This is a genomic window from Rhodococcus sp. LMD, from assembly GCF_056108245.1.
In genome coordinates this window covers 4244207-4267451 of record NZ_CM148557.1, presented here as the reverse complement: position 1 = coordinate 4267451, position 23245 = coordinate 4244207, and the positions used below count along the sequence as shown (strand labels likewise).

Here is a 23245-nt window from a genome sequence, read left to right as displayed (position 1 = left end):
ACACGGCTCGGCGCACAGCCACACGAAGGGAAACAATGAAGCAGGCCCTCAGCTGGGTGGCGCTGGTCGCCACAGCATCGATCATAGGACTTCTGACCCCGACCTACGGGTTCTCCATCGTTGCGTGCATCCTCACACTTGGCGTGCTTGTGCTCGCCTACAGGAAGCCCGAACTTGCGCTGATCCTATGGGTATTGACCGTGGTGTTCGTGCCCTCGTGGACCAGCGTGTACGTCGGCGGCATAGGTCTTCCCCCTGCGGCACTCGGTGTACCCATCCTGTTGGGCATTGGCTTGTCACGCGTGTTCGGACACGAGCCGGTCCGGATCAACCGCATGGACATCGCGATAGGTCTCGCCACCCTTATGGTGCTGTTCCTGTCCTTCACCGACGAACTACGCGGCATCGTGTTTGTGCGGGACCTGCTCGTCCTATGGGTGCTCGGATACCTGCTGGGGCGCAACGTCACCGTCAAGGTCACCCAGGCCTACGTGATCATGATGGCCGCCGTTGCCGCATGGGGCGTCGTCGAATTTTTCTTCGGGATACACCTGTTCGCCGAGTGGATGCCGTCGTCCAACCACACCTTGAACCTGATCCAGGAACGCGCCGGGGTTTCCCGGTCGGAGGTCTCCTTCGGGCACGGCATCGCCTACGGTGCGGCGCTCGCGATGGCAATCCCATTCGCCCACCAGTTCCGCAAGAACGTCGTGCTCGTCCAGGCATTGCTCGCTGCCGGCATTCTCGTGTCCCTGAGCCGTGGCCCAATGCTCGCCCTAGCCCTCACCCTCATCCTCACCGCATGGGTGTTCTCCTCCAGCGGCAAGGCACGACTGCGATACACCGTGCTCGCCATCGCCGTGGGCGGCGCGGTATACACCGTCATGTCGGGTCTGTACTCCGGCGTCTACTCGGGCGAAGTCGCCGGCTCCGGTAACGCTCGTCTCGACCAGTACGCGCTCGTACGCGACAGCCTGCACTGGATGTCATCCGCGTTGACCTTCGCTGGTCAGGAAGCAAGCCCCTTGGTCAACGGTGTTCAGCTCATCGATAGCACACCGCTCCGCTTCGCGGTCAACTTCGGGATCATCACCGCGGTGCTGTTCCTTGTTCCGGTGTTGGTTGCCGGCGTCCGGTGCCTCAAGCGGACAGCGGGACCGGCGTCCGTGGCACTCGCCGGCCAGATCCCGGTCCTGCTGGTGACCTCACCGATCACCCAGTGGCAGGTGCTGCTGTTCTTCATGATGGGGGCGGTCGCGGCGGAGGTGACGTCACGATCGGCGACCGTATCGGAACAGGCCGACGAGAAGGATCCTGTGCTTGTGTAGCAACCGAAAACGTGCCTCGGCCCGCGAATGAGGGTGGAGGCACGTTCGGATAGATCCGCTGCGCTCAGGCTGCCGGAAACAGCGCCGGGTACTGCGCCCTCGCGTACGCATACAGTGTCGCCATCTGCGTGTCGGTCACTCCTGTCGCGAACACCATCAACTCCACGATCGCTATGTTGCCGAAGGTGTTGTTGCGCTGACCGAGTAGCAGCGACGTCACGGGTTGCGTTGGCCGCTTTGGTATTAGTGACTGCCATCTTGTCGACTCATCCGGGCGTCTCCGTCGTTGCTGCGGAGCACCAGAGTCTTTTGATGTCATTTGGTGCCGTGACCGTACCGGACCACACCGAACGTCCAGTGCCGGCGAAGAACACGTTTGTGCGGTACTGCGGTGCGCTCGTGCCGCGTGATACACCCATCGCATCCATCGAGGGAGAATGGACCAGGTGAGGTGTGCATGTGCGCGATCTGGCGGTGTCCCGGGAACCGCTGACAGTCCTCAACTATGAGGAGGCGGATGATCCTGCCGGTCGGCACTCCGGTCGGTTCTGCCCGCAACTATGCTGGATACTCCGGCGCCGATCGGCTACGAGGCCGGCTCACCCTGGACTACCCCGGTGTCGGTCCGGTCGATCAGTGCACCCTGCCGGCAGGCTTGCTGCGTTTCGCAGCCGCGCCCGCGGACCGAGTCGGGCACGGATAGGAACCCGCCGACTGCACCGCGGGACCGCTCTTGAGTAGCGCTGTTCTTTGCATACGTAACGTTTCGGGGATTTGCCCGATTCAACCGACCGTCAGGTCTTTTCCTCTTCGAATCGAGGTCTTCGTGAAGCGTCTTCTCGCCGGCATCCTGGGCTGTGCCGCCATCACCGTCGCCGTGCCGGCCACCGCAAGTGCGGCCACCGGAAGTACCGATCTGCTTCCCTACATCCTTCCCGCCGTGATCTGCTCTCTCACGTCCGGGTCCAGCCAGTGCGCGCTGGTTCCGCTTCCCGCGCCGGGCGGCGTGATCGGCGCTGCCGACCCGGCGCCCCTCGCCGTGGCGGAATAGGACCAGACGCAGCTGCCGCGGACGTGCTCAGACCCTGACCGGGGCCCGGACGATCGTTTCGGGCTTGGTCGGCGCGGCGGGCGCTTCCGCGGCGCGCGTCGGGCGGGACCGTTCCTCCCGGAGCCGGACGGCGTCACCGGCCACGACCGCGACCAGCACCGACAGTGCTGCCCACAGAACCAACAGGCACAAGACGATGTCCATGCGTCGAACCCTAAACGATGCCAGCCGAGTCCATCGTTTCGTCCGCGGCGACGGGCGCGGGCTGGAATAGTCCGCTGAAACGACACCGAGAGTGCAGATTGGAGGCGGGCGTGCGGGCGCGCGGGGCGCCGCCGGAAACAGACCGACCGACTCGCATGTGAGGCCGCCTCGGGTTACGGTGTCCCAGAACATTCCGACCGGGGGGTCGAAGTGGACGCCGCGACTTCTCGCGGAGACGCCGTACTCGAGGGAGCTTTGATGCAATCCGTTCTGAAGAAGACTGCCGTGACCGTGGCCGGGGTGGGAGCACTGGCGCTGTGCGTGCCGGGGACCGCGTCCGCCGCAGGCAATCCGAACGTCTCGGCCTCGGGCACGCCGGGCTCGATCACCGTCGACTTCGACTTCGCCGGGGTCGACGTGTCCGCCGGCGTCACCTGCGTGTCGTACGTGTCGACCAAGCAGAGCGGCCTCGACGCCGCCGACCCGTCGGGCCGCGCGGACGCGCAGGCCCCGGGCTCGAAGTTCTCCATCGAGAACACCAGCACCTCCGCGATCACCTTCGTGCAGGACGGGCAGCCCGTCTCGCAGGGCCCGCAGCCCATCGCCGCCGGCACCTACTACGTGTACTGGGGTTGCCAGGACGCCGCCGGCACCCAGTGGGACAACGTCGGCCTCCGCTCCGGAGCGCCGTTCCAGGATCCGATCGTCGTGAACATCGCCGGCGACGGCGCTGCGCCGGCACCCGCGGCCCCGGCCGCCCAGTCCGCGCCGACCAAGTCGGAGGGCACCGTGCCGCAGGCCGAGACCGAGGACGGGCCGAGCACCGACGACATCATCGACACCCCCGAGGAGTTGATCGGTCTCGTGATCGATCTCTTCGGCGGACTGCCGGACCTCTCGCAGAGCTGATCCCGAGCGCCCGCTGGCGGCATCCCCGACGGGATGTCGCCACGGCGTGCTTCCGGGACGACGACTTCGTGCGCGCACGCCTCGCTCGTGCGTCGCACCGGGGGAATCATGAATGCAGAACACGCACCGGATGCGGTGATCCTGGTCGGAGGCAAGGGAACACGACTGCATCCCCTCACCCTGTCGGCTCCCAAGCCCATGCTGCCCACCGCCGGCGTGCCGTTCCTGACCCACCTGCTGGCTCGGATCAGGGCGGCCGGCATCACGCACGTGGTGCTCAGCACCTCGTTCAGGGCCGAGGTCTTCGAGGAGCACTTCGGTGACGGCACGAGCCTGGGCCTCGAGATCGAGTACGTCACCGAGACCGAACCGCTCGGCACCGGCGGCGGAATCCGGAACGTGCTCCCGCAGCTGCGCGCCGACAACGTCATGGTGTTCAACGGCGACGTGCTCGGCGGCAGCGACCTGCGCGAGATCCTGTACACCCACGAGACCAACGACGCCGACGTGACGCTGCACCTGGTGCGCGTCGCCGATCCGCGCGCCTTCGGGTGCGTGCCCACCGATTCGGAAGGACGGGTCACGGCGTTCCTGGAGAAGACGCAGGATCCGCCGACCGATCAGATCAATGCGGGCTGCTACGTGTTCCGCCGCGAATGGATCGAGAAGATCCCGGCCGGACGTCCCGTCTCGGTGGAGCGCGAGGTGTTCCCGTCGCTGCTCGTGGACGGCGCACGCGTGTTCGGCCACGTCGACACCGGCTACTGGCGGGATATGGGCACACCCGGTGACTTCGTGCAGGGCTCGTCCGACCTGGTGCGCGGCATCGCGCCGTCGCCGGCGCTCGCGGGGGAGTGCGGCGAGTCCCGCGTGCACCCCACCGCTCGGGTCGCGCCCGGCGCGATGCTGATCGGTGGGACCGTGATCGGCCGCGACGTCGTGGTCGGCGGCGGTGCCCGCCTGGACGGTGTCGCGGTGTTCGACGGCGCGCGCATCGACGCCGGGGCGGTGGTGGAGCGCTCGATCGTGGGGTTCGGGACCCGCATCGGGCCGCGCGCACTCGTCCGCGACGCGGTGATCGGCGACGGCGCCGAGGTCGGTGCCCGCTGCGAGCTGCTGCGCGGGGCCCGGGTATGGCCGGGAGTCGTGCTGCCGGACGGCGGCGTCCGGTTCTCCACCGACGTGTAGTGACGTGCAGGACAAGCTGATCCGGTTCCGGGGAGGAGTTCGATGTATCCGCTTCGCGGGACCGTTCGACACTATTCGTGGGGTTCGCACACCGCGCTGGCCGAGCTGACCGGCCGGCCCGCGCCGACCCAGGAGCCGGAGGCCGAGCTGTGGCTCGGCGCCCATCCGGTGGCCCCGGCGACGGTGGACGCCGGGGATGCCACGGTGCCGCTGTGTGATCTCATCGCGCGCGACCCCGAAGGTCAGCTCGGGCCGGACTGTGCTCGGCAGTTCGACGGCCGGATGCCGTTCCTGCTGAAGGTCCTCGCCGCCGAGCAGCCGCTCTCGTTGCAGGCGCACCCGAGCCGGGCTCAGGCCCGGGAGGGGTTCGCGCGCGAGAACGCGGCAGGAATTCCGCTCGACGCCCCGCACCGCAACTACCGCGACGACAACCACAAACCCGAGATGGTCGTCGCGCTGAGCCGATTCGAGGCGCTGGCCGGCTTCCGGCCACCGGCCGAGACGGTCGAGTTCCTCCGCGACCTCGGGGTGTCGGAGGTGACGCCGTACGCCTCCGAACTCGGGGACAACCTTGATGCGACAGGACTGCGCGCCCTGTTCACCGCATGGATGACACTGCCGACCAAATCGCTCGTTGGGCTGACGGACGCCGTCCTCACGGGCTGTGGGCGCTACCTCGAGGCCCGGTCCGGGTCGGAGGACGAGTTCACCGCCGCGGCGCGGACCGCCCTCGAGCTCGGTCTCGCCTATCCGGAGGACCCGGGCGTCCTCGCCTCCCTCCTGCTCAACCGGGTCAGCATGGAACCGGGCGACGCCCTGTTCCTCCCCGCGGGCAACCTGCACGCGTACCTGCGGGGCACCGCTGTGGAGATCATGGCGAGCTCGGACAACGTGCTCCGCGGCGGGCTCACGTCCAAACACGTGGACATACCGGAACTGCTGCGCGTGCTCGACTTCGACTCGGTCGGTGTGCCGTGGGTGCGCGCCCGCCGCGACGGACACGAACGCCTGTACGCACCGCCCGTGCGCGAGTTCGAGTTGTGGCGGGTGGCGCTGGACGAGGCGGGAACGTCGGGACCCGCCACCACCCGGATCGGTGGTTCGACCCCGCGGATCCTGCTGTGCGTGCAGGGAACAGTACAGCTGCGGTGCGGCCACCGGGTGCTGAACCTCCAGCGGGGGGAAGCGGCATGGGTTGCGGCCTCGGACCCCGAACTCGTCGTGCAGGCCGCGAGTTCTGACGCGACGGTGTTCGTGGCGACTCCGCCGGCTCGGACCTGGTCGGTCTGAACCGGCCGACAGCGCCAACTCTTCATGCACTGTTGGTTCAGCCCTCAGCGTGCATCGGTGTGCTGAACACCCGTACTGGGTACCTCTGGGAGCATGCGCTGCACAGTCTTCGGCACGGGATACCTGGGCGCCACTCATGCCGCCTGCATGGCAGAACTGGGGCATGACGTCCTGGGCGTCGACATCGACGCCGGGAAGATCGCGAAGCTGACGGCGGGGGAGGTGCCCTTCTTCGAGCCCGGACTCGACGAGGTGCTGCGGCGCAGCCTCGAGAGCGGACGGTTGCGTTTCACGACGTCCTACGCCGAAGCCGCCGACTTTGCGGACCTGCACTTCATCGGCGTCGGCACCCCGCAGAAGAGCGGCGAGTTCGCCGCGGATCTGTCTCAGCTGCATGCGGTCGTCGACGCGCTTGCCCCGCTTTTGACCCGTCCGTCGTTGATCGTCGGGAAGTCGACCGTGCCGGTGGGCACGGCCGAGCAACTGGCGGAGCGTGCCCGGAGCGCCGCACCGGCCGGCGACGACGTCGAGGTGGCGTGGAACCCCGAGTTCCTGCGCGAGGGGTACGCCGTGCGCGACACCCTCACCCCGGACCGGTTGGTCGTCGGGGTCGACCGCAGTCGCGGCGGGCAAGCCGAAGCGACGCTGCGCGACTTCTACGCGTGCCAGATCGCCGACGGCGTGCCCTTCCTGGTCACGAACATCGCCACCGCCGAACTCGTGAAGGCCGCCGCGAACGCGTTCCTGGCCACGAAGATCTCCTTCATCAACGCCGTCGCCGAGGTATGCGACGCGAGTGGCGCGGATGTAGTCGAACTGGCCGACGCGCTCGGCTACGACGCCCGGATCGGACGACGATTCCTCAATGCGGGACTCGGATTCGGGGGTGGGTGCCTACCGAAGGACATTCGGGCGTTCATGGCGCGGGCCGGCGAGCTCGGCGCCAACAACGTTCTCCACCTACTCCGGGAGGTGGACGGCATCAACATGGGGCGCCGCAGCACCATGGTGGAGATGACGAGGGAAGCGTGCGGCGGATCCCTCCTGGGCACCCGCATCGCAGTTCTGGGCGCGGCCTTCAAACCCGACTCCGACGACGTCCGGGATTCCCCGGCGCTCAACGTGGCCGGCCAGCTCCAGTTGCAGGGCGCAGCCGTGACGGTCTTCGATCCGAAGGCAATGGAGAACTCTCGACGGCTGTTCCCCACTCTCGCCTATGCGGCCGACATCCCCGAAGCGTGCAAGGGTGCCGACGCGGTGCTGGTGCTCACCGAATGGCAGGACTTCAAGGACCTGGATCCGGAGCAGATCGGCGCAGTTGTCCGGGCGCGCACCGTGCTGGACGGGCGCAACTGCCTCGACGCCCAGCGCTGGCGCTCCCACGGCTGGCGCTACCACGGCATGGGCCGGTAGGAGGGACCGAGAGGTCCGGCGGTGGCCGACCCTTACTGCAGGGCATCGGCCCCGGCGTCGGGATCGATCTGCTTGAGCCGGTCCGTCAGCCATGACCGCAGCATCCGGCCGTACTCCGGGCTGGCAAGGGCGGAGTCGACACAGGCACGTAGATAGCCACCGGGATTGCCGAGGTCGTGCCGCGAACCACGGTGGACGACGACGTGGACGGGGTGGCCCTCGTCGATCAGCAGTGCGATGGCGTCGGTGAGCTGGAGTTCCCCGCCCACTCCGGGCGTCACGCGACGCAACGCATCGAAGATCGCGCGATCGAGAAGATAGCGCCCGGCCGCGGCGAGGGTGGAGGGCGCGTCCTCGAGCTTCGGCTTCTCGACCATGCCGAGCACCTTCATCACATCGGGGTTTGCGACACCGGGCACCTCCTGGACTTCGAAGATGCCGTACGAGCTGACCTGAGACTTGGGCACGTCGATGGCGCAGAGGACGGTACCGCCGCGCTTGGCACGCACCCGGGCCATCACCTCGAGGACGCCGCAGGGCTGGACGAGGTCGTCGGGAAGGAGGACTGCGATGGCATCCTCGTCGTCGTCGAGGGCCTGTTCGGCGCACCCGACGGCGTGCCCGAGTCCGAGCGGCTCGGCCTGCACGACGGACTCGACGTCGAGCAACCTCGGTGCCTTGCGAACCTTTTCGAGCAGGTGGTGCTTGCCCTTCGCCGCCAGGTGATTCTCGAGGACCAGGTCTTCGACGAAGTGCGCGACCACGCCGGCCTTGCCCGGCGCGGTGACGATCACCAGGCGGCCCGCACCCGACTCGGCGGCCTCCGACGCGACCAGTTCGATACCGGGAGTGTCCACGACGGGCAGGAGTTCCTTGGGGACCGTCTTGGTGGCGGGCAGGAACCGCGTGCCCATACCGGCAGCCGGCACCACCGCGGTCTTGAATACGCACGGATTCTCGGCGATCAATTCGCCCATGGCGACACCTCGTCTCTCGAATGGGACAAATCGGATATTCGTCTGCGGGAGGTACTCATGTCATAAAGAATGTCGCTCGGAATAGGCACGCACCGAGCCGTTGCGGGGTGGGGGAGTCACCGCAGGAATGCGCGATTGCGCGAAGTTTAACCCATCGGGCGAAATTCGCGACTTCGCTCGTGCGGCTCAGTGGGGCGCCCGGGCTGACGCTCACGCTCCGTCGAAGGTTGCTCCGGGTCAAGGCAAGTCGGACGTGCCAGCCGGCGTTCGCGAAGTCGCCTCGCGCGGCCGTGCCCGGGAATGGGCCAGGACCATCCGCTGAAAGATCCGAAATCCTGCACGACCAGTACCAGTTCTGTATCAGATTTTGACCCTACCGTCTGTACGTTCTTGCGAATTGGTCGTGCGTCCAACTCGTCGTCCGCCCGGCGGTGCGGAATAGCTGTGTGTGATATTTCACACTGTAACGAAGAATTGGTTGCGGTCGAACGGCCGACCCGCCTCGGCAGAGAACATACCGTCTGACCTGGTATTTGCTGAGAAGTTACTGAGAAGTAGCAGGTTCTCGCAGGTCAACGGTCGACAACACTGGTCCCACTCGTGTCCTGATCGAGATGCACGCCGCTGCCGAATGCCCCAAGATGTTCCATACCGAGGGCGATACAGGTTTGCGATGCGTGCGGTACGGGGAGGTACTCGCACGCCATCGATGCCGAATGTGTGTTCCGCCCGAGGTGATCGCACCAGTACGGGCACCTCGCCCGTGTGGGGCTCGGGGAGGGAACGGAATGAAATCAGCAGTGGACCAGTCGGACCGGGTGCAGACCACCACGGCCGGCGCCGCAAGGGAAGCGCCGGCCAGGCGCACTCCCTACCTGGTCGGAGACCGCTCCGGCAACACCCGGTGGTCGTGGCAGAGCGCGTACGTCCGCCGACTCTTCTGGACCGACAACGTCATCGTCGTCTTGGCAGTCGTCCTGGCACACGTCGTGCGCTTCGGGCACGCCGATCTGCTCGCGGCGACCTCGTTCAGCGAGTTGAACTACGCCGTCGTGTCGGTGTGCCTGGCTGCTGCGTGGATCGGGACTCTCGCACTCTTCCGCACCCGGTCGCGCCGCGTCATCGGCAGCGGGTACGAGGAGTACCAACGCGTAATCTCCGGAACGCTGCGGCTTTTCGGTGCCATCGCGATCGTATCGCTGGTCTTCAAGCTCGACTTGGCCCGCGGCTACCTCGCCATTGCACTGCCCGCCGGACTCATGATGCTCATCTTCAGCCGATGGATGTGGCGGCGCGTCGTGGCACGAAAGCGGAGCCGCGGCGAGTTCCAGACCTCGGTCCTCGTCGTCGGTGGAGAGCACGCGGTACGCCTCATGACGCGGACATTCCAGCGCGAAGCTTCCGACGGCTACCGAGTCGTCGGTGTCTGCGTTCCGCGCTATGCCGGCGCGCGCGGTGAGTCCATCGAGGTGGACGGAAGCCGGATCGCCATCTACGGCGACGAACGATCGGTCGTCGACGCACTGGCCGAGTCGGGCGCAGACACAGTTGTAGTGACGGCCACCGAAACCCTCGGCCACGAGGGCATCCGCGACCTGGTCTGGGAACTCGAACCGTACGAGGCCGATCTCGTCGTCGCCACCGGCGTCGTGGACGTTGCGGGGCCGCGCATGGAGATGCGACCCGTTGCCGGCCTGCCGCTCATACATGTCGAGAAGCCCAGCTACCACGGCGCCAAGCGAAGCGGAAAGCGCGCGTTCGACTTGGTCTTCTCGCTCACGGCTCTCTTGCTGTTGGCTCCCGTGTTCGCTCTCGTGGCGCTCGCCATCAAGCTGGACAGCAAGGGCCCGGTGTTCTATCGCTCCGAACGCATCGGTCTCGACGGCGAACCCTTCGGCATGATCAAGTTCCGGTCGATGGTGACCGACGCCGACAAGCAGATGACCGCGCTCCTTGATCGAAACGAGGGTGCTGGGCTCTTGTTCAAGATGCGCGAGGATCCGCGAATCACTCGCGTCGGCAAGTTCATTCGCCGATACAGCATCGACGAACTCCCGCAGTTCATCAACGTCGTCCGCCGGGAGATGAGCGTCGTCGGACCGCGTCCGCCGCTGCGCCGCGAGGTCGAGAACTACGACGGCATGATCCGTCGCCGGCTGCTGGTCCGACCGGGCGTCACAGGGCTCTGGCAGGTCAGTGGACGTTCGGACCTGTCGTGGGACGAGTCCGTTCGTCTGGACCTGTCGTACGTCGAGAACTGGTCGATGGTCAGCGATGTGCTGATCATTGCGAAAACTGTCAAGGCTGTTGCTGCCAGCGATGGCGCGTACTAAGGACGGGGGCGCAGCGCACTCCTCCGAGGGCCAAACAGTCGGCGCCGTAAATGCTGCAGCATCTGGCCCCCAGTGTCTTGATGAAGGTGCACATGCCCGAGTATGCCGAAGAAAGGCTCAAGCAGTGGCAACAGTTTGGCCACCACTAGCGCGATTACGCATCAAAGGTACATACGTGCCATTCGATCTTCGGTCCTTGCGCGAGATTACGGAGCATCTCGTCTCCGACGTTCCATCACGCTGGGAGATCGTCGTTACGCCAAATCTGCATCACATTCAGCTAATCCGCGAGAACGATGGCTTGATCGAAATTTACCGCAATGCGAGCATCGTGCTGCCGGATGGCTGGCCCGTCGCGCACTTGCTGGCTCGTGCCACCGGAACCGACGTCGACCGAGTCCCGGGATCCGATCTATTAGAGAGCATCCTGAATGCCGACGGCGGCGGGCGACCACTCGTCCTCGCCGGAGGGGAGGACTCCGACGTATTGTCCGCCCTGGCGGTGCGAGCCGGCGGAAATGCATGGACTGTTATGACCGAACCGGCTCCTGCGGAGGAGGTCGAAGATCCCGATGCACGACGCCAGCTGCTCGACCGGATCGCTTCCAGCGGCTCCGGCGGCTTGGTCGTTCTTGGATTCGGCGCACCGAAGCAGGAGCTGTTCGCTACTGACCTGGCCAGATGCCAGGGTTCCGGCCACATCCTTTGCCTAGGGATGTCTCTGAACTTCTCCGCTGGAAGATATCCGCGAGCTCCACAGTGGGCACAGCGCACGAACCTCGAATGGGCACACCGGATGCTCACCGAACCCCGGAGGCTTGTTCCCCGGTACGCGCGTGATGCACGCGCATTCATTCCCACGTTGATCGAGAATCCGCGGAGTAGACGATGACTTTGATTGTCGTAACGCCTATCCACAACGAAGCCAACAATATTGGCATTCTCGCTCATCAGCTGGCGGACTCAACTCGACAGCCCGATCTCTGGATTGTCGTCGACGACGGTAGCACTGACGATGGACCCGCCATCGTTCGCGGGATGAACCTGCCGATGGAAATAGTTGTCTTGAGTCGTGAGAACGGGGGCGGGCTCATCGGGGGGTCTGCATTCACCGCATGGCAGTACGGCGTCGATGAAGCCGTTCGCCGTTGTCCCGAGTTCGACTATGTCATGAAGCTCGACGCCGACGTGGATTTGCCTGCAAAGTACTTGGAGCTGGTGCTCGAAGAGTTCGCAGGCGATCAGAGCCTCGGTCTGGTAGGCGGGGTACTGGTCGGCAAACGTGATCGCGAACAGACGGTGCACGTGCCGGGTCCAGTCAAGTTGTACTCACGGAGTGCTTATGAGGCGATGTCGAACGTTCCCCGGCGCGTCGGTTTCGACGTCATGGATGAACTCGCCATTAAGTCGGTTGGGTTGCAGGTTCGGGTACGAAAGGACCTGCACTTCTCGGTCCGACGAGCGATCGGAGCCAGCCAAGGTCTGGTCCACGGACGGCGCCGCAACGGCCAGGTGTGCCGGTGGACCGGTTACTGGCTTCCCTACTTCATGCTTCACGCAATCCGCTATGTCTTCCGGAGGCCGTACGTGGTTGGCTCGGTGGCGATGGCGTATGGATTCGCCCGAGCTGGGGCCGGCCCATATCCAAAGGAGTTGAAGGCAGCTCATGCCCTGGAGCAGCGGATGAAGCTGCGGGCGGCCATCAGGAGTCCTCGCCGATGGATCCACGAAACGTACGGGATATCCGAATGAATTCTATCAACAGCGTCGTCTTCGTAATCGTCGCATTCAGGAATCCAGTCGACCACCTTCTACAGCTGTCCGGTGCGTTGACGAAGGCTGCGCGCGACGTCGGGTACGAAGCTCGCGTCAACCTCGTGGTAAACGATGGGACGGTTGTTCCGTCATCCAATGACGTGCGCGTCGTCGATGGTCACGGGAACATCGGTTTTGCAGCAGGGGTCGCAGAGGGGGTCCGGTGCTCGGTAGAGGACTACATCGTCGTGGTCAACCCTGACTGCGGTATCGACTACGAGGAGTTTCGGACCTTCATGGAAGAGGTCCGTCCAGGCCGAGGAATTCTCATGCCGATGTTGCATAAGCCGAATGGTTCTTTCGACTACATGCCGTATGAGAACTGGACGTACTCGATCGGGCGCAAGGTTTCCGAGCTGCTCTGCAGACGGCTTGAGCGCCGCTCCGGATCGACAATTCCCAGGTATGCAAAGCTGTCAGGAGCATTCCTGGGAATGGAGCGCGCTACTGCGTTCGAACTCGACCTCCCGTTTGACCGGAGCTACTTTCTGTATGCAGAAGACCGCGATATGACGGATCGGGCGCGCAGGATCGGAGTTCCTTTGGTCCTCCTGAGGGACGTGAAGATCACCCATGCTGGTGGTGAAAGTGGTCGGACGGTGTCCGAACTCGTGGAGAAGTGTAAGGCCGACGGATCCCTGAGGGTGGCCTACCGCAGATACGGTCGGCTAGGCGCGGCACTGTACGACGCTGATCTGTGCCTTGTCGACATTGCCAAGCGCGCCTTCGGGAAGCCATCCGCAGTAGCAGCCCACCGGTGGTCTGCGACCAGGTGGCGAAATGCGGGCTATTGCGATCCTGGCCCGCTGACAGAGGAGATCTTGCGTGAGAAGCAGATGGCGTAGCCGCCAGGCGTCTGCCTTCGTTGACGAGAGCGGGGTGCCGGAGGTGAATGAAGGCTCCAAGGAGATACGGGTACTGGTGCTGTGGTGTGATAGTCGCGCTGCAAACTTCGGCCTTCGCGTACTGGCCAGTGGTAATGCTGAGCTCGTCAGGCGTGCGCTCGGTGACGGAGAAGTCGTGATCGACTTTCAGGACTTCGGACCAGGTGATTCGGATGTGTCGTTTGGAACCCGGTCGATCTTGCGGGATCTCTTCCGATCGCGCGGCCCTATCAAGAGCAAGCTCCGTCAGTACGACCTGATTGTGGACTCTGGAGCCGGTGACAGCTTCACCGACATATATGGCCTCAAGCGGTTGGCGTTCATTGCGTACGCGCACCGCGCGATATCGAGGCTCGGGATACCTCTCGTTCTTGCTCCCCAGACGATTGGACCGTTCAACTCGTGGATCGGACGTATGGTCGGGAGGCGAAGTCTCCGCCAGGCGCGCCTCGTCATGAGTCGCGATAGTGAAAGTTCCGCATACAGCGCCAAACTCGGACGTCAGGCAGATGTCACTGCCACGGATGTTGTGTTCTGCCTCCCCTCCGCGGCGGTTGCATCAGTCCCGGTGTACGACGTGCTGGTCAACGTTTCGGGGTTGCTCTGGTTCGCGGATGACCATGTCGATTCTGAGAAGTACCGCCGACAAGTCACTCGTCTCGTAGTTGATCTACGGGAGCGTGGAAGGCGACCCGCTCTTTTAGCACACGTAATCTTCAGCCCCAGCGGCCATGACGATGCGGACGCGTGTCGGGATCTCGCACATCGGATCCGGCACGAGCACGGATTCGACATCGACGTCGTCGTTCCAGCCGACCTGATCGAGATGCGACAAGTGCTTGCCGGCGCATCCGTCGTGGTCGGCGCTCGTATGCACGCATGCCTGAACGCGATGTCGATGGGAACACCAGCCGTTCCGTGGGCATACTCTCGGAAGTTCATTCCCCTGATGAGGGACCTCGGTTGGACTCATGCCGTAGATCTGAGGGCAGATGCCGAACCCGTAGCCAAGACAATCGCTCTCATCTCCGAAGCACCGTTGGAGGCGGAGTTGGAGTGCGTTCGGCATGCGGCACAAGAGCGGTTGGACGATGCGGTTCGAGCGCTCGCTGGGGCAATTCCTGTGGAGCAGGCGCGATGAATCGCGGCCTGGTTCCGGCGTCCACGGAGAAAGCAATCTACGAGATCGCCCCGTTCGGAATTGCGTTGGAACCGTTTCGTGAAGGGAGGAGTGTTCTGCAATTCGATACGGACGAACCTTCACGTTCACCGATCGATAATCGGAGTCGAGACCTCCTGGAGAACGTGAAATGAGCGGGTCGACGAACGTCATGAAACGCATTCGTGCAACCTTGCCGAGGCCTGTGGTGCGATTCCTCAAGTCGGCGATAGTCACGACACGTCTTGCACGGGCGTTCACGTACGACATGGTCCGGTACCGGCGCTACTCGTCATCCATCGACGAAACCAAGGATCGACACAATTTGCAGGCTGTTATCACCGAGCGGTATCACAGCCTTGAGAAGGGTATGTCCTTACCGGCGCCACGTCCTGCATTTGGCGCGCGACCGTTGGGCGATGTTGTCCGGTATCTGTCGCTGTACATCGATCGTTACGGTGTCGATGATTTCGCCAAACGCGTCGGGGCGGTACTGCGTTCCTACCTCGAGTTCAACACGCTCCTTGCTGTCGAAACGGCCGATATTCCGGAGTATGTCGGAATTTGCCGATTGCTGAGGATGGTCGGTGGCGAGGACTCTGCTGCCGGTACGCGGAAGGTTCGGCGAGAGCACGTCCTGAACACAGTTGCGCCCGTCGGATTGGATTTCTTCACGAGCCGAAATTCGGTGCGGCAGTTCACCACCCAGCCGGTCAGTCTCGATGAAGTGCAGTTCGCTGCGACAGCGGCTCTCCATGCACCGGCTGTCTGCAATCGACAGTTCGGGCGCATTCACTGCTACCTGGATAGGGCCTCGATCGCGCGGATTCTGCAAGTACAGGGTGGGGCGAACGGCTTCGCGGACCAGTTGTCCGGCCTTGCGATTATCACCACCAACCTGCGTAGCTACTGGAACGACACCCAGCGAAATCAAGCGTGGGTCGATGGCGGCTTGTTTGCAATGAATTTCATTCTTGGGCTGCACGCTCAAGGTCTCGGTAGCGTTTCGCTGAACTGGAGCAAGGGGCCCACCACCGACCAAGAGCTTCGCAGAGTGACCGGAATTCGTCAGGAGGAGGCCGTCGTGATGCTGGTCGGGTTCGGACACCTGCGGACGGAGTACCGCGTCGCGAGTTCGCCGCGGCAGGCGCTGGAATCCGTACTCGTTGTGGATACTCCCGTATCAGTGTGCGACTGATGGATACGCTTGCAGCCAACGCGCCCCGAGGAGCGCTGACGAAGGTGCTGGCGAAGATCGGCGGATTCAGCCTGTCTGTCGCGTTAACCGGCTTCGCGAATCTGCTCACCGTGCCGTTTGTAATTGTCAACGCCGGTGGGGCGGGGTGGGCGTCGGTAGCAGTGGGACAAAGCATCGGTGCACTCGTCGGCGTCTTCACGCTCCTCGGTTGGGTTCAATCGGGTCCTACCGCGGTAGCTAGAGCATCGGATGCAGCGCGGGGCCGGTACTACATGGACAGTGTGTACGTGCGGAGCCTTACATTGGTGGCGACGGTACCTGCGGTTGCATTGGCTAGTGCTGCCCTGGGTACCGCGCACCCGACCGCCACCACCCTGTCCGCCGTGGCTTTGCTTGTGGTCAACATCGGGGCGAATTGGTTCTATGTCGGTGAAGCGAATCCGAGAGGCTTATTTGTCTTCGACACGGTTCCGAGGACCATCGGAATCGTGGTGGCGACGGCGGCAATTGCATGTGGGTTTCCGATCGAAGGTTACTCGGCGATTGTGCTGGCCGGTGCAGTCGTTGCGGCAATCATGTCGCTGTTTGACGTGGGCAGACGGTACGGTTCCGGTGGGTTTCGGCCCTTCGGCCTTCGACCATACTGGAGCCTTGTCGCCGCTCAAAAGCATGGGATTGGTACCGCGCTGCTCTCTTCGTTCTACCTCTCCATGCCGATACTGGTGGTACAGCATTTCGCTCCGAGCGCGGTGCCTCAGTACGCCCTGATCGACAAGATCAAGCAGCAGGCACTGACTGCGTACCGTCCGATATCGCAAGCCTTACAGGGTTGGACGCCTCGGGGGGGAACAGCGTCGGTCCTCCGTCGCACGCAGAGAGCGTCACAAATCGCGTGGACCCTGGGAATGCTTGGTGGAATTGTCCTTGTGGCCGGTGCAATTCCGCTTGGTCATGTCCTGAGTGGTGGAGAACTCGTTATCGGGTGGGATCTCGCGGTTCCCGTCAGCGTCGCGTTCGCAGCGAACATCATCTCGGTAACGCTAGGGGTGGCGTGTCTTCTGCCTTTGGGACTGGAGAAGCACGTGACGGCAAGTGCCGCACTGGGCGTCGTTGTCATGCTCCCGCTGCTCTTTCCGCTTATCAAAGTGGCCGGTGGTGTGGGTTCTGCGTGGTCGGTGGCATTCGGCCAACTTGCAGTGGCGGGCTATCAGTCGGTCATCCTGTTCCGGAACTTGCGCATACGAACGGCGGAGCACCATGTCAGTAGTAGGTAATCCCGTCTCCGGTCCGGTCGTCACCGGCGGTAGCGCGGTTCCGAGGTTCGCCCACATCGATGCCATGCGGGCAGCCGCCGTTATTTTGGTGGTATTGGCCCATGGGGGTCTCGGTGATGTCATACCGGGCGGCTCTGGAGTGACGGTATTTTTCACCATTTCGGGATTCATCATCACATTTCTAGTGCTGCGCGAGCGTGACAAGACGTCGGCCTTCGCCATCGGACCGTTCTACTACCGTCGCGTCCTCAAGATTGTCCCGCCGCTGCTTATTGCGATAGTGGTTCCTACTCTCGTATACGCACTATGGAATCCGGTCGACTGGCGCGCGTTCGCCGGCCAGCTCTTCTTCTACTACAACTGGTACAAGGCCGCCGGCGGTGCCGAGGTGCTTCCTGGCACGGGAGTTGTGTGGAGTCTCTCGATCGAAGAGCAGTTCTACATTGTTTTCGCGCTGCTGTGGTTGGTTTTCGTCCGCAGTCGGTTCTGGCGACCGCTGCTCGTGGCAACGGCGGTTATTGCAGTCGCCGGCTCAACGTCTGCTCGGATCCTTCTCGCCATTGGAGGGTCGTCATCCTCGCGGATCTACTACGGCTCGGATACGAGGCTCGACGGAATCGCATGGGGCGTGCTTGTCGCGGTGGCCTACCACTCGTGGGTTACAGATGGGGAACGTGAAACGAAAGTGACTCGGCTCCTAGCTAGCCCAGTGTCACTCATTTCCGCATTGTTGTTGTACCTGGTAAGTGTCGCGATTCGAGACGACACTTTCAGAGATACCGCGCGATACTCGGTGCAGAGTCTCTGTGCTGCATTGGTCATCGTCTACGGATTCATGTGCGGCAGGGGGCGGGTTGGTAAATTATTCGATCGGGTTGTTTCCAACAGGTTCGTTGCGCTGATAGGGCTGGCCAGCTATAGCATCTATTTGGTCCACTTGGTTCTGATGTTGGGCTCGCGGTCGTTTACGGACACATGGCCAGAAGGAATCGCACTTCCTGTCCTTGTTGTTGTAGGTGTAGGGGCTGGAATCCTTGTTTACCAGTTCGTAGAGGTGCCGGTGCTGAGATGGCGCAAGATGCGCGAGGCACGTAACCGGTCCGAACGGCGGCACCGAGCCGCGGATGCGGCAATGTGAAGAGTGTGTAGGGCTTGGTGTTCGGTTGATATACCGATCTCGGAAAGTTGAGGGAGAACGATGCGGATAGCGGTCTTCGGAACGGGGTACCTTGGTGCTACGCACGCAGCGTGTATGGCAGAACTCGGACATGAGGTACTCGGCGTCGACATCGACGAATCGAAGCTCGAGAAGCTGTCGAGTGGGGAAGTCCCGTTTTATGAACCTGGACTTAGTGAAGTGCTTACTCGTAACGTGGAGTCGGGACGTCTTCGATTCACGTCGTCATACAGTGAGGCCGCAGAATTCGCGGAAGCCCACTTCATCGCGGTGGGGACGCCACAGAGGAAGGGTGAGTACGGTGCCGACGTGAGTTTCGTCGACGCGGTGGTCGATACCCTGGTTCCCCGACTGAATCGGTCCGCTGTGATCTTCGGAAAGTCGACCGTTCCCGTGGGGACGGCAACTCGCCTTTCGGAGCTAGCTCGCAGTCTCGCGCTACCCGGGGTGGAGGTCGAGATTTCCTGGAATCCGGAATTCCTGCGGGAAGGGTTTGCTGTTCAGGACACTCTTCATCCGGATCGGATCGTATTGGGAGTCGGACCGCAGTCGTCCAATGCCGTGCAGTGCGCAAAGGAAATTTATGCCTCGCTTTTGGGCGACGGTGTGCCCTTCCTTGTCACCGACTTGGCGACGGCGGAGTTGGTTAAGGCGTCTGCAAATGCCTTTCTCGCGACAAAGATCTCTTTCATCAACGCCATCGCCGAAGTGTGCGACGCGGCCGGTGCCGACGTTACAGTCCTCGCCGACGCGATCGGGTACGACGAGCGAATCGGTCGAAAGTTTCTGAACGCAGGTGTCGGATTCGGTGGAGGATGTCTACCCAAGGACATCCGGGCGTTCATGGCCAGGGCCGGTGAGCTAGGTGCAGACGAGGCGCTGACGTTCCTTCGGGAAGTCGATGCCATCAATATGCGCAGGCGCATTCGAATGGTTGAGATGGCGCGAGAGGCATGTGGTGGTTCGCTGCTCGGGTCTCGAGTTGCGGTCCTTGGTGCGGCATTCAAGCCGAATTCCGACGATGTTCGAGACTCCCCGGCCCTCAATGTCGCCGGACAAATTCAGCTCCAGGGTGCAGCTGTCACAGTGTTCGATCCCAAGGCTATGGAGAACTCGCGGGTCCTGTTCCCCACCCTCAACTATGCGACCTCGATAGAGGACGCCTGTGCGGGCGCCGATGTGCTTCTCGTGCTGACGGAGTGGTCCGAGTTCCGGAGGATCGACCCAGCATCGCTTGCAAGTGTTGTGCGAAGGAAGGTCATCATCGATGGTCGGAACTGTCTCGACGTGGCCGCATGGGTCGACGGGGGCTGGAAATACCGTGGTATGGGGCGAGCTCGTTGACCGGAGTGTTGACTTGCATTGCGCAGCTATAGGTAAACCGCCACCGCAAACCGGTCTCACGAACGAAACGGACGATGCCTTTCATGACACCCGAGCGACTTTGGATCTTCAGTACACGACTACACCAGCGTAATTTCCGCCGCGCCGCTCGCTTTGTGAAGGCGGTTAATGCACTCTTGTACAGCAATGCTCTACCCGCCGAAGCGACTGTTGCAGGTGACGTGAAGCTCTGGCATCACGGACTCGGCGTCGTCATCCACCCCGACACGACCATCGGGCGAGGGGTGCAAATCGGTCACCATGTCACCATCGGTGCCGGCTCGCCGGACTCCGGAACGCCTTATGGCGTAGTCATTGAGGACGGGGTGATCCTTGCAACTGGTGCAGTTGTCGCTCCGAAGGTCGGTCACCGCCTCACTATCGGGGCTGGGGCGAGAATCGGCGCCAACACCGTGGTGACGAAAGATGTCCCCTCTGGTGCCACTGCAATTGGTGGAGCCGTCCGAATCATTGAAGCCGAGAACACAGCTCCGTGATCGCTGCTGCAGTGTCCTCGGTTTCTCGGCCCTTTGTCTCTGGATGGCACACTGCTTCAGTGACACTTCATGAAGCGGTGGCACTGCCCGAGCTGAATTGACGTCACCGCGTTCGTAGATGCCGCGTTCGGGTGGCCGCAGGGCCCCGCGCTTGGGGCAACCTGAGCGCTATCGTCGCTGAACACCTCGTCTCTGTTCCTCCTTACCGCTCACCCGAGGTACCGCGGCAGCGACCCGGCGGCGACGGCGTCGGCCAGCGACGGTGCGGCCTTGTCCTTGGCGGAGAGTTCGTAGTGCAGGGGTGTGCCGTCGCGGCCGGTGGTGGGCCAGTCGATGCCGATCTGCGGGTCGAGGGGGTCGATCTCGTGTTCGCGGTCGGGGTTGTAGGTGGTCGAGCACAGGTAGACGACGGTGGAGCCGTCGGCGAGGGAGCAGAAGGCGTGGCCGAGGCCGTCGGGGAGGTAGATGGCGCGGCGGTCGACGTCGTCGAGCAGGATCGCGTCCCACTGTCCGAAGGTGGGGGAGCCGACGCGCAGGTCGACGGCGACGTCGAGGACCGCGCCGGCGACGCAGGTGACGTACTTGGCCTGCCCGGGCGGGACGTCGGCGTAGTGGATGCCGCGCAGCACCCCGGCGGCGGAGACCGAGCAGTTGGCCTGGGCCAGGTCGAGCGGGCGGCCGGCGGCGTCGGCGAAGGTGGGTTGTTTGAACCATTCGTAGAACACGCCGCGGTCGTCGCCGAACTGGCGGGGGGTGATCTCGAAGGCGCCGGGGATCTTCAGTTCGCGGTAGTGCACCGTCAGTGTCCTTCCCGGTCGAGCAGGTCGAGCAGGTAGCTGCCGTAGCCGGATTTGACCAGCGGCGCGGCCAGGGCACGCAGTTCGTCGTCGGTGATGAAGCCGCGCCGCCACGCGACCTCCTCGGGGGCGCCGATCTTCAGGCCCTGGCGTTGTTCGATGGTACGGACGTAGTTGCAGGCGTCGAGCAGCGAGTCGAAGGTGCCGGTGTCGAGCCAGGCGGTGCCGCGGGGGAGGACTTCGACCTGGAGGCGGCCGGCCTCGAGGTAGGTGCGGTTGATGTCGGTGATCTCGTATTCGCCGCGGTCCGACGGGCGCAGGTCGCGGGCGATGGCGACGACGTCGTTGTCGTAGAAGTACAGTCCGGGCACCGCGTACGGGGATTTGGGAGTCGCGGGCTTTTCCTCCAAGGAGATTGCACGTCCAGTGTCATCGAATTCGATCACCCCGTAGGCGCTGGGGTCGGAGACCCGGTAGGCGAATACCGCTCCACCCTCGATGTTGCTGAATCGACTCAGCGTAGAGCCGATTCCGGGTCCGTAGAAAATATTGTCCCCCAACACGAGCGCCGCGGATTCGCTGCCGATGTGCTCGGCGCCGAGGACGAACGCCTGGGCGAGGCCGTTCGGTTCCGGCTGGACCCGGTAGGTTAGGTTCACCCCGTAGCGCGACCCGTCGCCGAGCAGGCGTTGAAACTGGTCCGAATCGTGTGGGGTGGTGATGATCAGGATGTCGCGGATCCCGGCGAGCATGAGCGTCGACAGCGGGTAGTAGATCATCGGCTTGTCGTAGACCGGCACGAGTTGCTTACTGGGGCCGAGAGTGATCGGATGTAGTCGCGAGCCGGTCCCCCCGGCGAGAATGATTCCGCGCATGGGGCACAGTCTTTCATTGTCATTCGCTACCGGCGAGTCGAGGTATCACGGAGGGATCATTCAATGCGGTTGCTTGTCACCGGCGGTGCCGGTTTCATCGGTGCGAACTTCGTGCATCGGACCGTCGCCGACCGCCCCGAGGCGCAGGTGACGGTGCTCGACAAGCTCACCTACGCCGGCAACCTCGCCTCCCTCGACCCGGTCGCCGAGCGGATCCGCTTCGTCCGCGGCGACGTCGCCGACGCCGCCCTGGTGGACGCGCTGGTGGCCGAGTCGGATCTGGTGGTGCACTTTGCCGCCGAATCGCACAACGACAACTCCCTGGCCGATCCGTCGCCGTTCGTGCAGACCAACCTGATGGGCACGTTCACCCTGCTCGAGGCGGTGCGCCGGCATGCGGTGCGCTACCACCACATCTCCACCGACGAGGTGTACGGCGATCTCGACCTCGACGATCCGGCGCGGTTCACCGAGGCCACCGCCTACAACCCGTCGAGCCCGTACTCCTCGACCAAGGCCGGCTCGGATCTGCTGGTGCGGGCGTGGGTGCGCTCGTTCGGGGTGGCGGCGACGATCTCGAACTGCTCGAACAACTACGGGCCGTACCAGCACGTGGAGAAGTTCATCCCGCGGCAGATCACCAACGTCCTCGACGGGGTGCGGCCCAGGCTGTACGGCACCGGGGCGAACGTGCGGGACTGGATCCACGTCGACGACCACAACCGGGCGGTGTGGACGATCATCGACAAGGGCGAGATCGGGCAGACCTACCTGATCGGCGCGGACGGGGAGACCGACAACCGCACCGTCGTCGAGACCGTCCTCGAGTTGTGCGGCAGGGACCGCGGCGACTTCGACTTCGTCACCGACCGGCCGGGCCACGACCTGCGCTACGCGATCGACGCGACCCGGCTGCGCACCGAACTCGGCTGGCAGCCCCGCTACCGGGACTTCCGGGAGGGGCTGGCCGCGACGATCGAGTGGTACCGCACCCACGAGCACTGGTGGCGACCCCAGAAGGACGCCACCGAACAGGCGTATCGCGAAGCAGGAGAATCGGTGCTCGGGAAGTGACCGAGCGAGCCCGTCCGAGAACGTAATCCCAGGCACAGAACAGGCGCTGGCCGCGAGGTTCTTCCTCGCGGCCAGTACCGTTGAAGCGCATCGAATCGGCTGCCACGTGAGATCAGGGGTGCAAGATCGTCAGTCCGGAAATCTTCCATGCCCTGGTCTTCATGTGCTCGCTCTTCGCGGCGGCTGCATGGTGTCTGGCTCGCCCGAACACCTTGTCGAGCACGGCCGTCGCGGTGGCGTCGTTTCTGTGGCTCGCGCTGAGCGGCCCCCTCGAGGGCCGGGTGCTGTACGTGTTCAATCCTGGCCACGGTCTCACCGAATCCGACCTTCTGTCCTTGGTCGGATTCGGTATCGCGGCATGGGGCTTCTGGGCGTCCTACCGCCGCTACAAGCGCGGCGGTCCGGGCCGGTGGCTGTAG

At 63.7% G+C, this 23245-nt stretch carries 23 protein-coding genes; 18 read left to right on the top strand and 5 right to left on the bottom strand.

Features of this window, described 5'->3' with window-relative positions; genetic code table 11:
• Window positions 1-35 precede the first annotated feature (35 nt).
• Window positions 36-1328: a hypothetical protein gene (locus ACWPQI_RS19420; protein ID WP_040270397.1), complete on the top strand. Its 1293-nt coding sequence runs from the start codon at window positions 36-38 to the stop codon at window positions 1326-1328.
• A 64-nt stretch (window positions 1329-1392) separates the two neighbouring features.
• On the opposite strand, the gene ACWPQI_RS19415 is transcribed toward ACWPQI_RS19420, so the two are convergent.
• Window positions 1393-1548 carry a hypothetical protein gene (locus tag ACWPQI_RS19415; protein WP_210062989.1) on the bottom strand — a complete coding sequence of 52 codons (156 nt, stop codon included), beginning with the start codon at window positions 1546-1548 and terminating at the stop codon, window positions 1393-1395.
• 606 nt (window positions 1549-2154) lie between these two features.
• Between ACWPQI_RS19415 and ACWPQI_RS19410 the strand changes: the two genes are divergently transcribed.
• Window positions 2155-2379 (top strand): hypothetical protein, encoded by a 225-nt coding sequence (locus tag ACWPQI_RS19410; RefSeq protein WP_017681461.1) that lies wholly within the window; start codon window positions 2155-2157, stop codon window positions 2377-2379.
• A 27-nt stretch (window positions 2380-2406) separates the two neighbouring features.
• On the opposite strand, the gene ACWPQI_RS19405 is transcribed toward ACWPQI_RS19410, so the two are convergent.
• The gene (locus ACWPQI_RS19405; protein ID WP_017681460.1) at window positions 2407-2583 is read right to left on the bottom strand and encodes a hypothetical protein; all 177 of its coding nucleotides are present in this window, start codon (window positions 2581-2583) and stop codon (window positions 2407-2409) included.
• Window positions 2584-2841: 258 nt separating this feature from the next.
• On the opposite strand from ACWPQI_RS19405, the gene ACWPQI_RS19400 reads away from it, so the two are divergent.
• From ACWPQI_RS19400 to ACWPQI_RS19385, 4 genes are all read left to right on the top strand, one after another.
• On the top strand, window positions 2842-3492 hold the full coding sequence (locus ACWPQI_RS19400; RefSeq protein WP_017681459.1) for a hypothetical protein: 651 nt from the start codon (window positions 2842-2844) through the stop codon (window positions 3490-3492).
• Between the two features lie 108 nt (window positions 3493-3600).
• Window positions 3601-4680, top strand: coding sequence for a mannose-1-phosphate guanylyltransferase (manB, locus tag ACWPQI_RS19395; protein ID WP_474738446.1), 1080 nt, complete (start codon window positions 3601-3603; stop codon window positions 4678-4680).
• 42 nt (window positions 4681-4722) lie between these two features.
• The gene (gene manA, locus ACWPQI_RS19390; RefSeq protein WP_119700001.1) at window positions 4723-5970 is read left to right on the top strand and encodes a mannose-6-phosphate isomerase, class I; all 1248 of its coding nucleotides are present in this window, start codon (window positions 4723-4725) and stop codon (window positions 5968-5970) included.
• Between the two features lie 93 nt (window positions 5971-6063).
• Entirely contained in the window at window positions 6064-7383 is a 1320-nt protein-coding gene (locus ACWPQI_RS19385) for a UDP-glucose dehydrogenase family protein (protein ID WP_210062986.1), read from the top strand.
• Window positions 7384-7415: 32 nt separating this feature from the next.
• On the opposite strand, the gene ACWPQI_RS19380 is transcribed toward ACWPQI_RS19385, so the two are convergent.
• Complete coding sequence (locus ACWPQI_RS19380; RefSeq protein ID WP_474738445.1) at window positions 7416-8360, bottom strand: UTP--glucose-1-phosphate uridylyltransferase; 945 nt, start codon at window positions 8358-8360, stop codon at window positions 7416-7418.
• A 788-nt stretch (window positions 8361-9148) separates the two neighbouring features.
• Here ACWPQI_RS19380 and ACWPQI_RS19375 point away from each other — a divergent pair.
• The 10 genes from ACWPQI_RS19375 (at window position 9149) to ACWPQI_RS19330 (ending at window position 20080) form a co-directional block, all read left to right on the top strand.
• On the top strand, window positions 9149-10693 hold the full coding sequence (locus ACWPQI_RS19375; RefSeq protein WP_245340152.1) for a sugar transferase: 1545 nt from the start codon (window positions 9149-9151) through the stop codon (window positions 10691-10693).
• Between the two features lie 175 nt (window positions 10694-10868).
• Window positions 10869-11585 carry a WecB/TagA/CpsF family glycosyltransferase gene (locus tag ACWPQI_RS19370; protein ID WP_474738444.1) on the top strand — a complete coding sequence of 239 codons (717 nt, stop codon included), beginning with the start codon at window positions 10869-10871 and terminating at the stop codon, window positions 11583-11585.
• Window positions 11582-12445: a glycosyltransferase family 2 protein gene (locus ACWPQI_RS19365; protein WP_082061220.1), complete on the top strand. Its 864-nt coding sequence runs from the start codon at window positions 11582-11584 to the stop codon at window positions 12443-12445. The genes ACWPQI_RS19370 and ACWPQI_RS19365 overlap by 4 nt, the downstream gene beginning before the upstream one ends.
• Complete coding sequence (locus ACWPQI_RS19360; RefSeq protein WP_210062983.1) at window positions 12442-13353, top strand: glycosyltransferase family 2 protein; 912 nt, start codon at window positions 12442-12444, stop codon at window positions 13351-13353. Before ACWPQI_RS19365 ends, ACWPQI_RS19360 begins: the two co-directional genes overlap by 4 nt.
• Window positions 13334-14533 (top strand): polysaccharide pyruvyl transferase family protein, encoded by a 1200-nt coding sequence (locus ACWPQI_RS19355; RefSeq protein WP_230831868.1) that lies wholly within the window; start codon window positions 13334-13336, stop codon window positions 14531-14533. The genes ACWPQI_RS19360 and ACWPQI_RS19355 overlap by 20 nt, the downstream gene beginning before the upstream one ends.
• A gap of 169 nt (window positions 14534-14702) precedes the next feature.
• Window positions 14703-15749: a nitroreductase family protein gene (locus ACWPQI_RS19350; protein ID WP_082061221.1), complete on the top strand. Its 1047-nt coding sequence runs from the start codon at window positions 14703-14705 to the stop codon at window positions 15747-15749.
• Window positions 15749-17023 carry a lipopolysaccharide biosynthesis protein gene (locus ACWPQI_RS19345; RefSeq protein WP_210062982.1) on the top strand — a complete coding sequence of 425 codons (1275 nt, stop codon included), beginning with the start codon at window positions 15749-15751 and terminating at the stop codon, window positions 17021-17023. Before ACWPQI_RS19350 ends, ACWPQI_RS19345 begins: the two co-directional genes overlap by 1 nt.
• Window positions 17007-18161 (top strand): acyltransferase family protein, encoded by a 1155-nt coding sequence (locus tag ACWPQI_RS19340; RefSeq protein ID WP_082061222.1) that lies wholly within the window; start codon window positions 17007-17009, stop codon window positions 18159-18161. The genes ACWPQI_RS19345 and ACWPQI_RS19340 overlap by 17 nt, the downstream gene beginning before the upstream one ends.
• 60 nt (window positions 18162-18221) lie before the next feature.
• Entirely contained in the window at window positions 18222-19544 is a 1323-nt protein-coding gene (locus tag ACWPQI_RS19335) for a UDP-glucose dehydrogenase family protein (RefSeq protein ID WP_102031444.1), read from the top strand.
• Between the two features lie 83 nt (window positions 19545-19627).
• The gene (locus tag ACWPQI_RS19330; RefSeq protein ID WP_190242321.1) at window positions 19628-20080 is read left to right on the top strand and encodes an LbetaH domain-containing protein; all 453 of its coding nucleotides are present in this window, start codon (window positions 19628-19630) and stop codon (window positions 20078-20080) included.
• A 209-nt stretch (window positions 20081-20289) separates the two neighbouring features.
• Here ACWPQI_RS19330 and rfbC read toward each other — a convergent pair whose 3' ends face one another.
• Complete coding sequence (gene rfbC / locus ACWPQI_RS19325) at window positions 20290-20877, bottom strand: dTDP-4-dehydrorhamnose 3,5-epimerase (RefSeq protein ID WP_474738443.1); 588 nt, start codon at window positions 20875-20877, stop codon at window positions 20290-20292.
• A gap of 2 nt (window positions 20878-20879) precedes the next feature.
• Entirely contained in the window at window positions 20880-21752 is an 873-nt protein-coding gene (rfbA, locus tag ACWPQI_RS19320) for a glucose-1-phosphate thymidylyltransferase RfbA (RefSeq protein ID WP_102031443.1), read from the bottom strand.
• A gap of 63 nt (window positions 21753-21815) precedes the next feature.
• Here rfbA and rfbB point away from each other — a divergent pair, with 63 nt between their 5' ends.
• Window positions 21816-22826 carry a dTDP-glucose 4,6-dehydratase gene (gene rfbB, locus ACWPQI_RS19315; protein ID WP_474738442.1) on the top strand — a complete coding sequence of 337 codons (1011 nt, stop codon included), beginning with the start codon at window positions 21816-21818 and terminating at the stop codon, window positions 22824-22826.
• A 233-nt stretch (window positions 22827-23059) separates the two neighbouring features.
• Complete coding sequence (locus ACWPQI_RS19310; protein WP_230831683.1) at window positions 23060-23245, top strand: hypothetical protein; 186 nt, start codon at window positions 23060-23062, stop codon at window positions 23243-23245.

What these genes read in the sequence shown, in the direction of transcription:
- ACWPQI_RS19420 (WP_040270397.1), top strand. Translation starts at nt 36, where the DNA reads ATGAAGCAGGCCCTCAGCTGGGTGGCGCTGGTCGCCACAGCATCGATC.
- ACWPQI_RS19405 (WP_017681460.1), bottom strand. Translation starts at nt 2,583, where the DNA reads ATGGACATCGTCTTGTGCCTGTTGGTTCTGTGGGCAGCACTGTCGGTG.
- ACWPQI_RS19400 (WP_017681459.1), top strand. Translation starts at nt 2,842, where the DNA reads ATGCAATCCGTTCTGAAGAAGACTGCCGTGACCGTGGCCGGGGTGGGA.
- manB (WP_474738446.1), top strand. Translation starts at nt 3,601, where the DNA reads ATGAATGCAGAACACGCACCGGATGCGGTGATCCTGGTCGGAGGCAAG.
- manA (WP_119700001.1), top strand. Translation starts at nt 4,723, where the DNA reads ATGTATCCGCTTCGCGGGACCGTTCGACACTATTCGTGGGGTTCGCAC.
- ACWPQI_RS19385 (WP_210062986.1), top strand. Translation starts at nt 6,064, where the DNA reads ATGCGCTGCACAGTCTTCGGCACGGGATACCTGGGCGCCACTCATGCC.
- ACWPQI_RS19380 (WP_474738445.1), bottom strand. Translation starts at nt 8,360, where the DNA reads ATGGGCGAATTGATCGCCGAGAATCCGTGCGTATTCAAGACCGCGGTG.
- ACWPQI_RS19375 (WP_245340152.1), top strand. Translation starts at nt 9,149, where the DNA reads ATGAAATCAGCAGTGGACCAGTCGGACCGGGTGCAGACCACCACGGCC.
- ACWPQI_RS19365 (WP_082061220.1), top strand. Translation starts at nt 11,582, where the DNA reads ATGACTTTGATTGTCGTAACGCCTATCCACAACGAAGCCAACAATATT.
- ACWPQI_RS19360 (WP_210062983.1), top strand. Translation starts at nt 12,442, where the DNA reads ATGAATTCTATCAACAGCGTCGTCTTCGTAATCGTCGCATTCAGGAAT.
- ACWPQI_RS19350 (WP_082061221.1), top strand. Translation starts at nt 14,703, where the DNA reads ATGAGCGGGTCGACGAACGTCATGAAACGCATTCGTGCAACCTTGCCG.
- ACWPQI_RS19345 (WP_210062982.1), top strand. Translation starts at nt 15,749, where the DNA reads ATGGATACGCTTGCAGCCAACGCGCCCCGAGGAGCGCTGACGAAGGTG.
- ACWPQI_RS19340 (WP_082061222.1), top strand. Translation starts at nt 17,007, where the DNA reads ATGTCAGTAGTAGGTAATCCCGTCTCCGGTCCGGTCGTCACCGGCGGT.
- ACWPQI_RS19335 (WP_102031444.1), top strand. Translation starts at nt 18,222, where the DNA reads ATGCGGATAGCGGTCTTCGGAACGGGGTACCTTGGTGCTACGCACGCA.
- ACWPQI_RS19330 (WP_190242321.1), top strand. Translation starts at nt 19,628, where the DNA reads ATGACACCCGAGCGACTTTGGATCTTCAGTACACGACTACACCAGCGT.
- rfbA (WP_102031443.1), bottom strand. Translation starts at nt 21,752, where the DNA reads ATGCGCGGAATCATTCTCGCCGGGGGGACCGGCTCGCGACTACATCCG.
- rfbB (WP_474738442.1), top strand. Translation starts at nt 21,816, where the DNA reads ATGCGGTTGCTTGTCACCGGCGGTGCCGGTTTCATCGGTGCGAACTTC.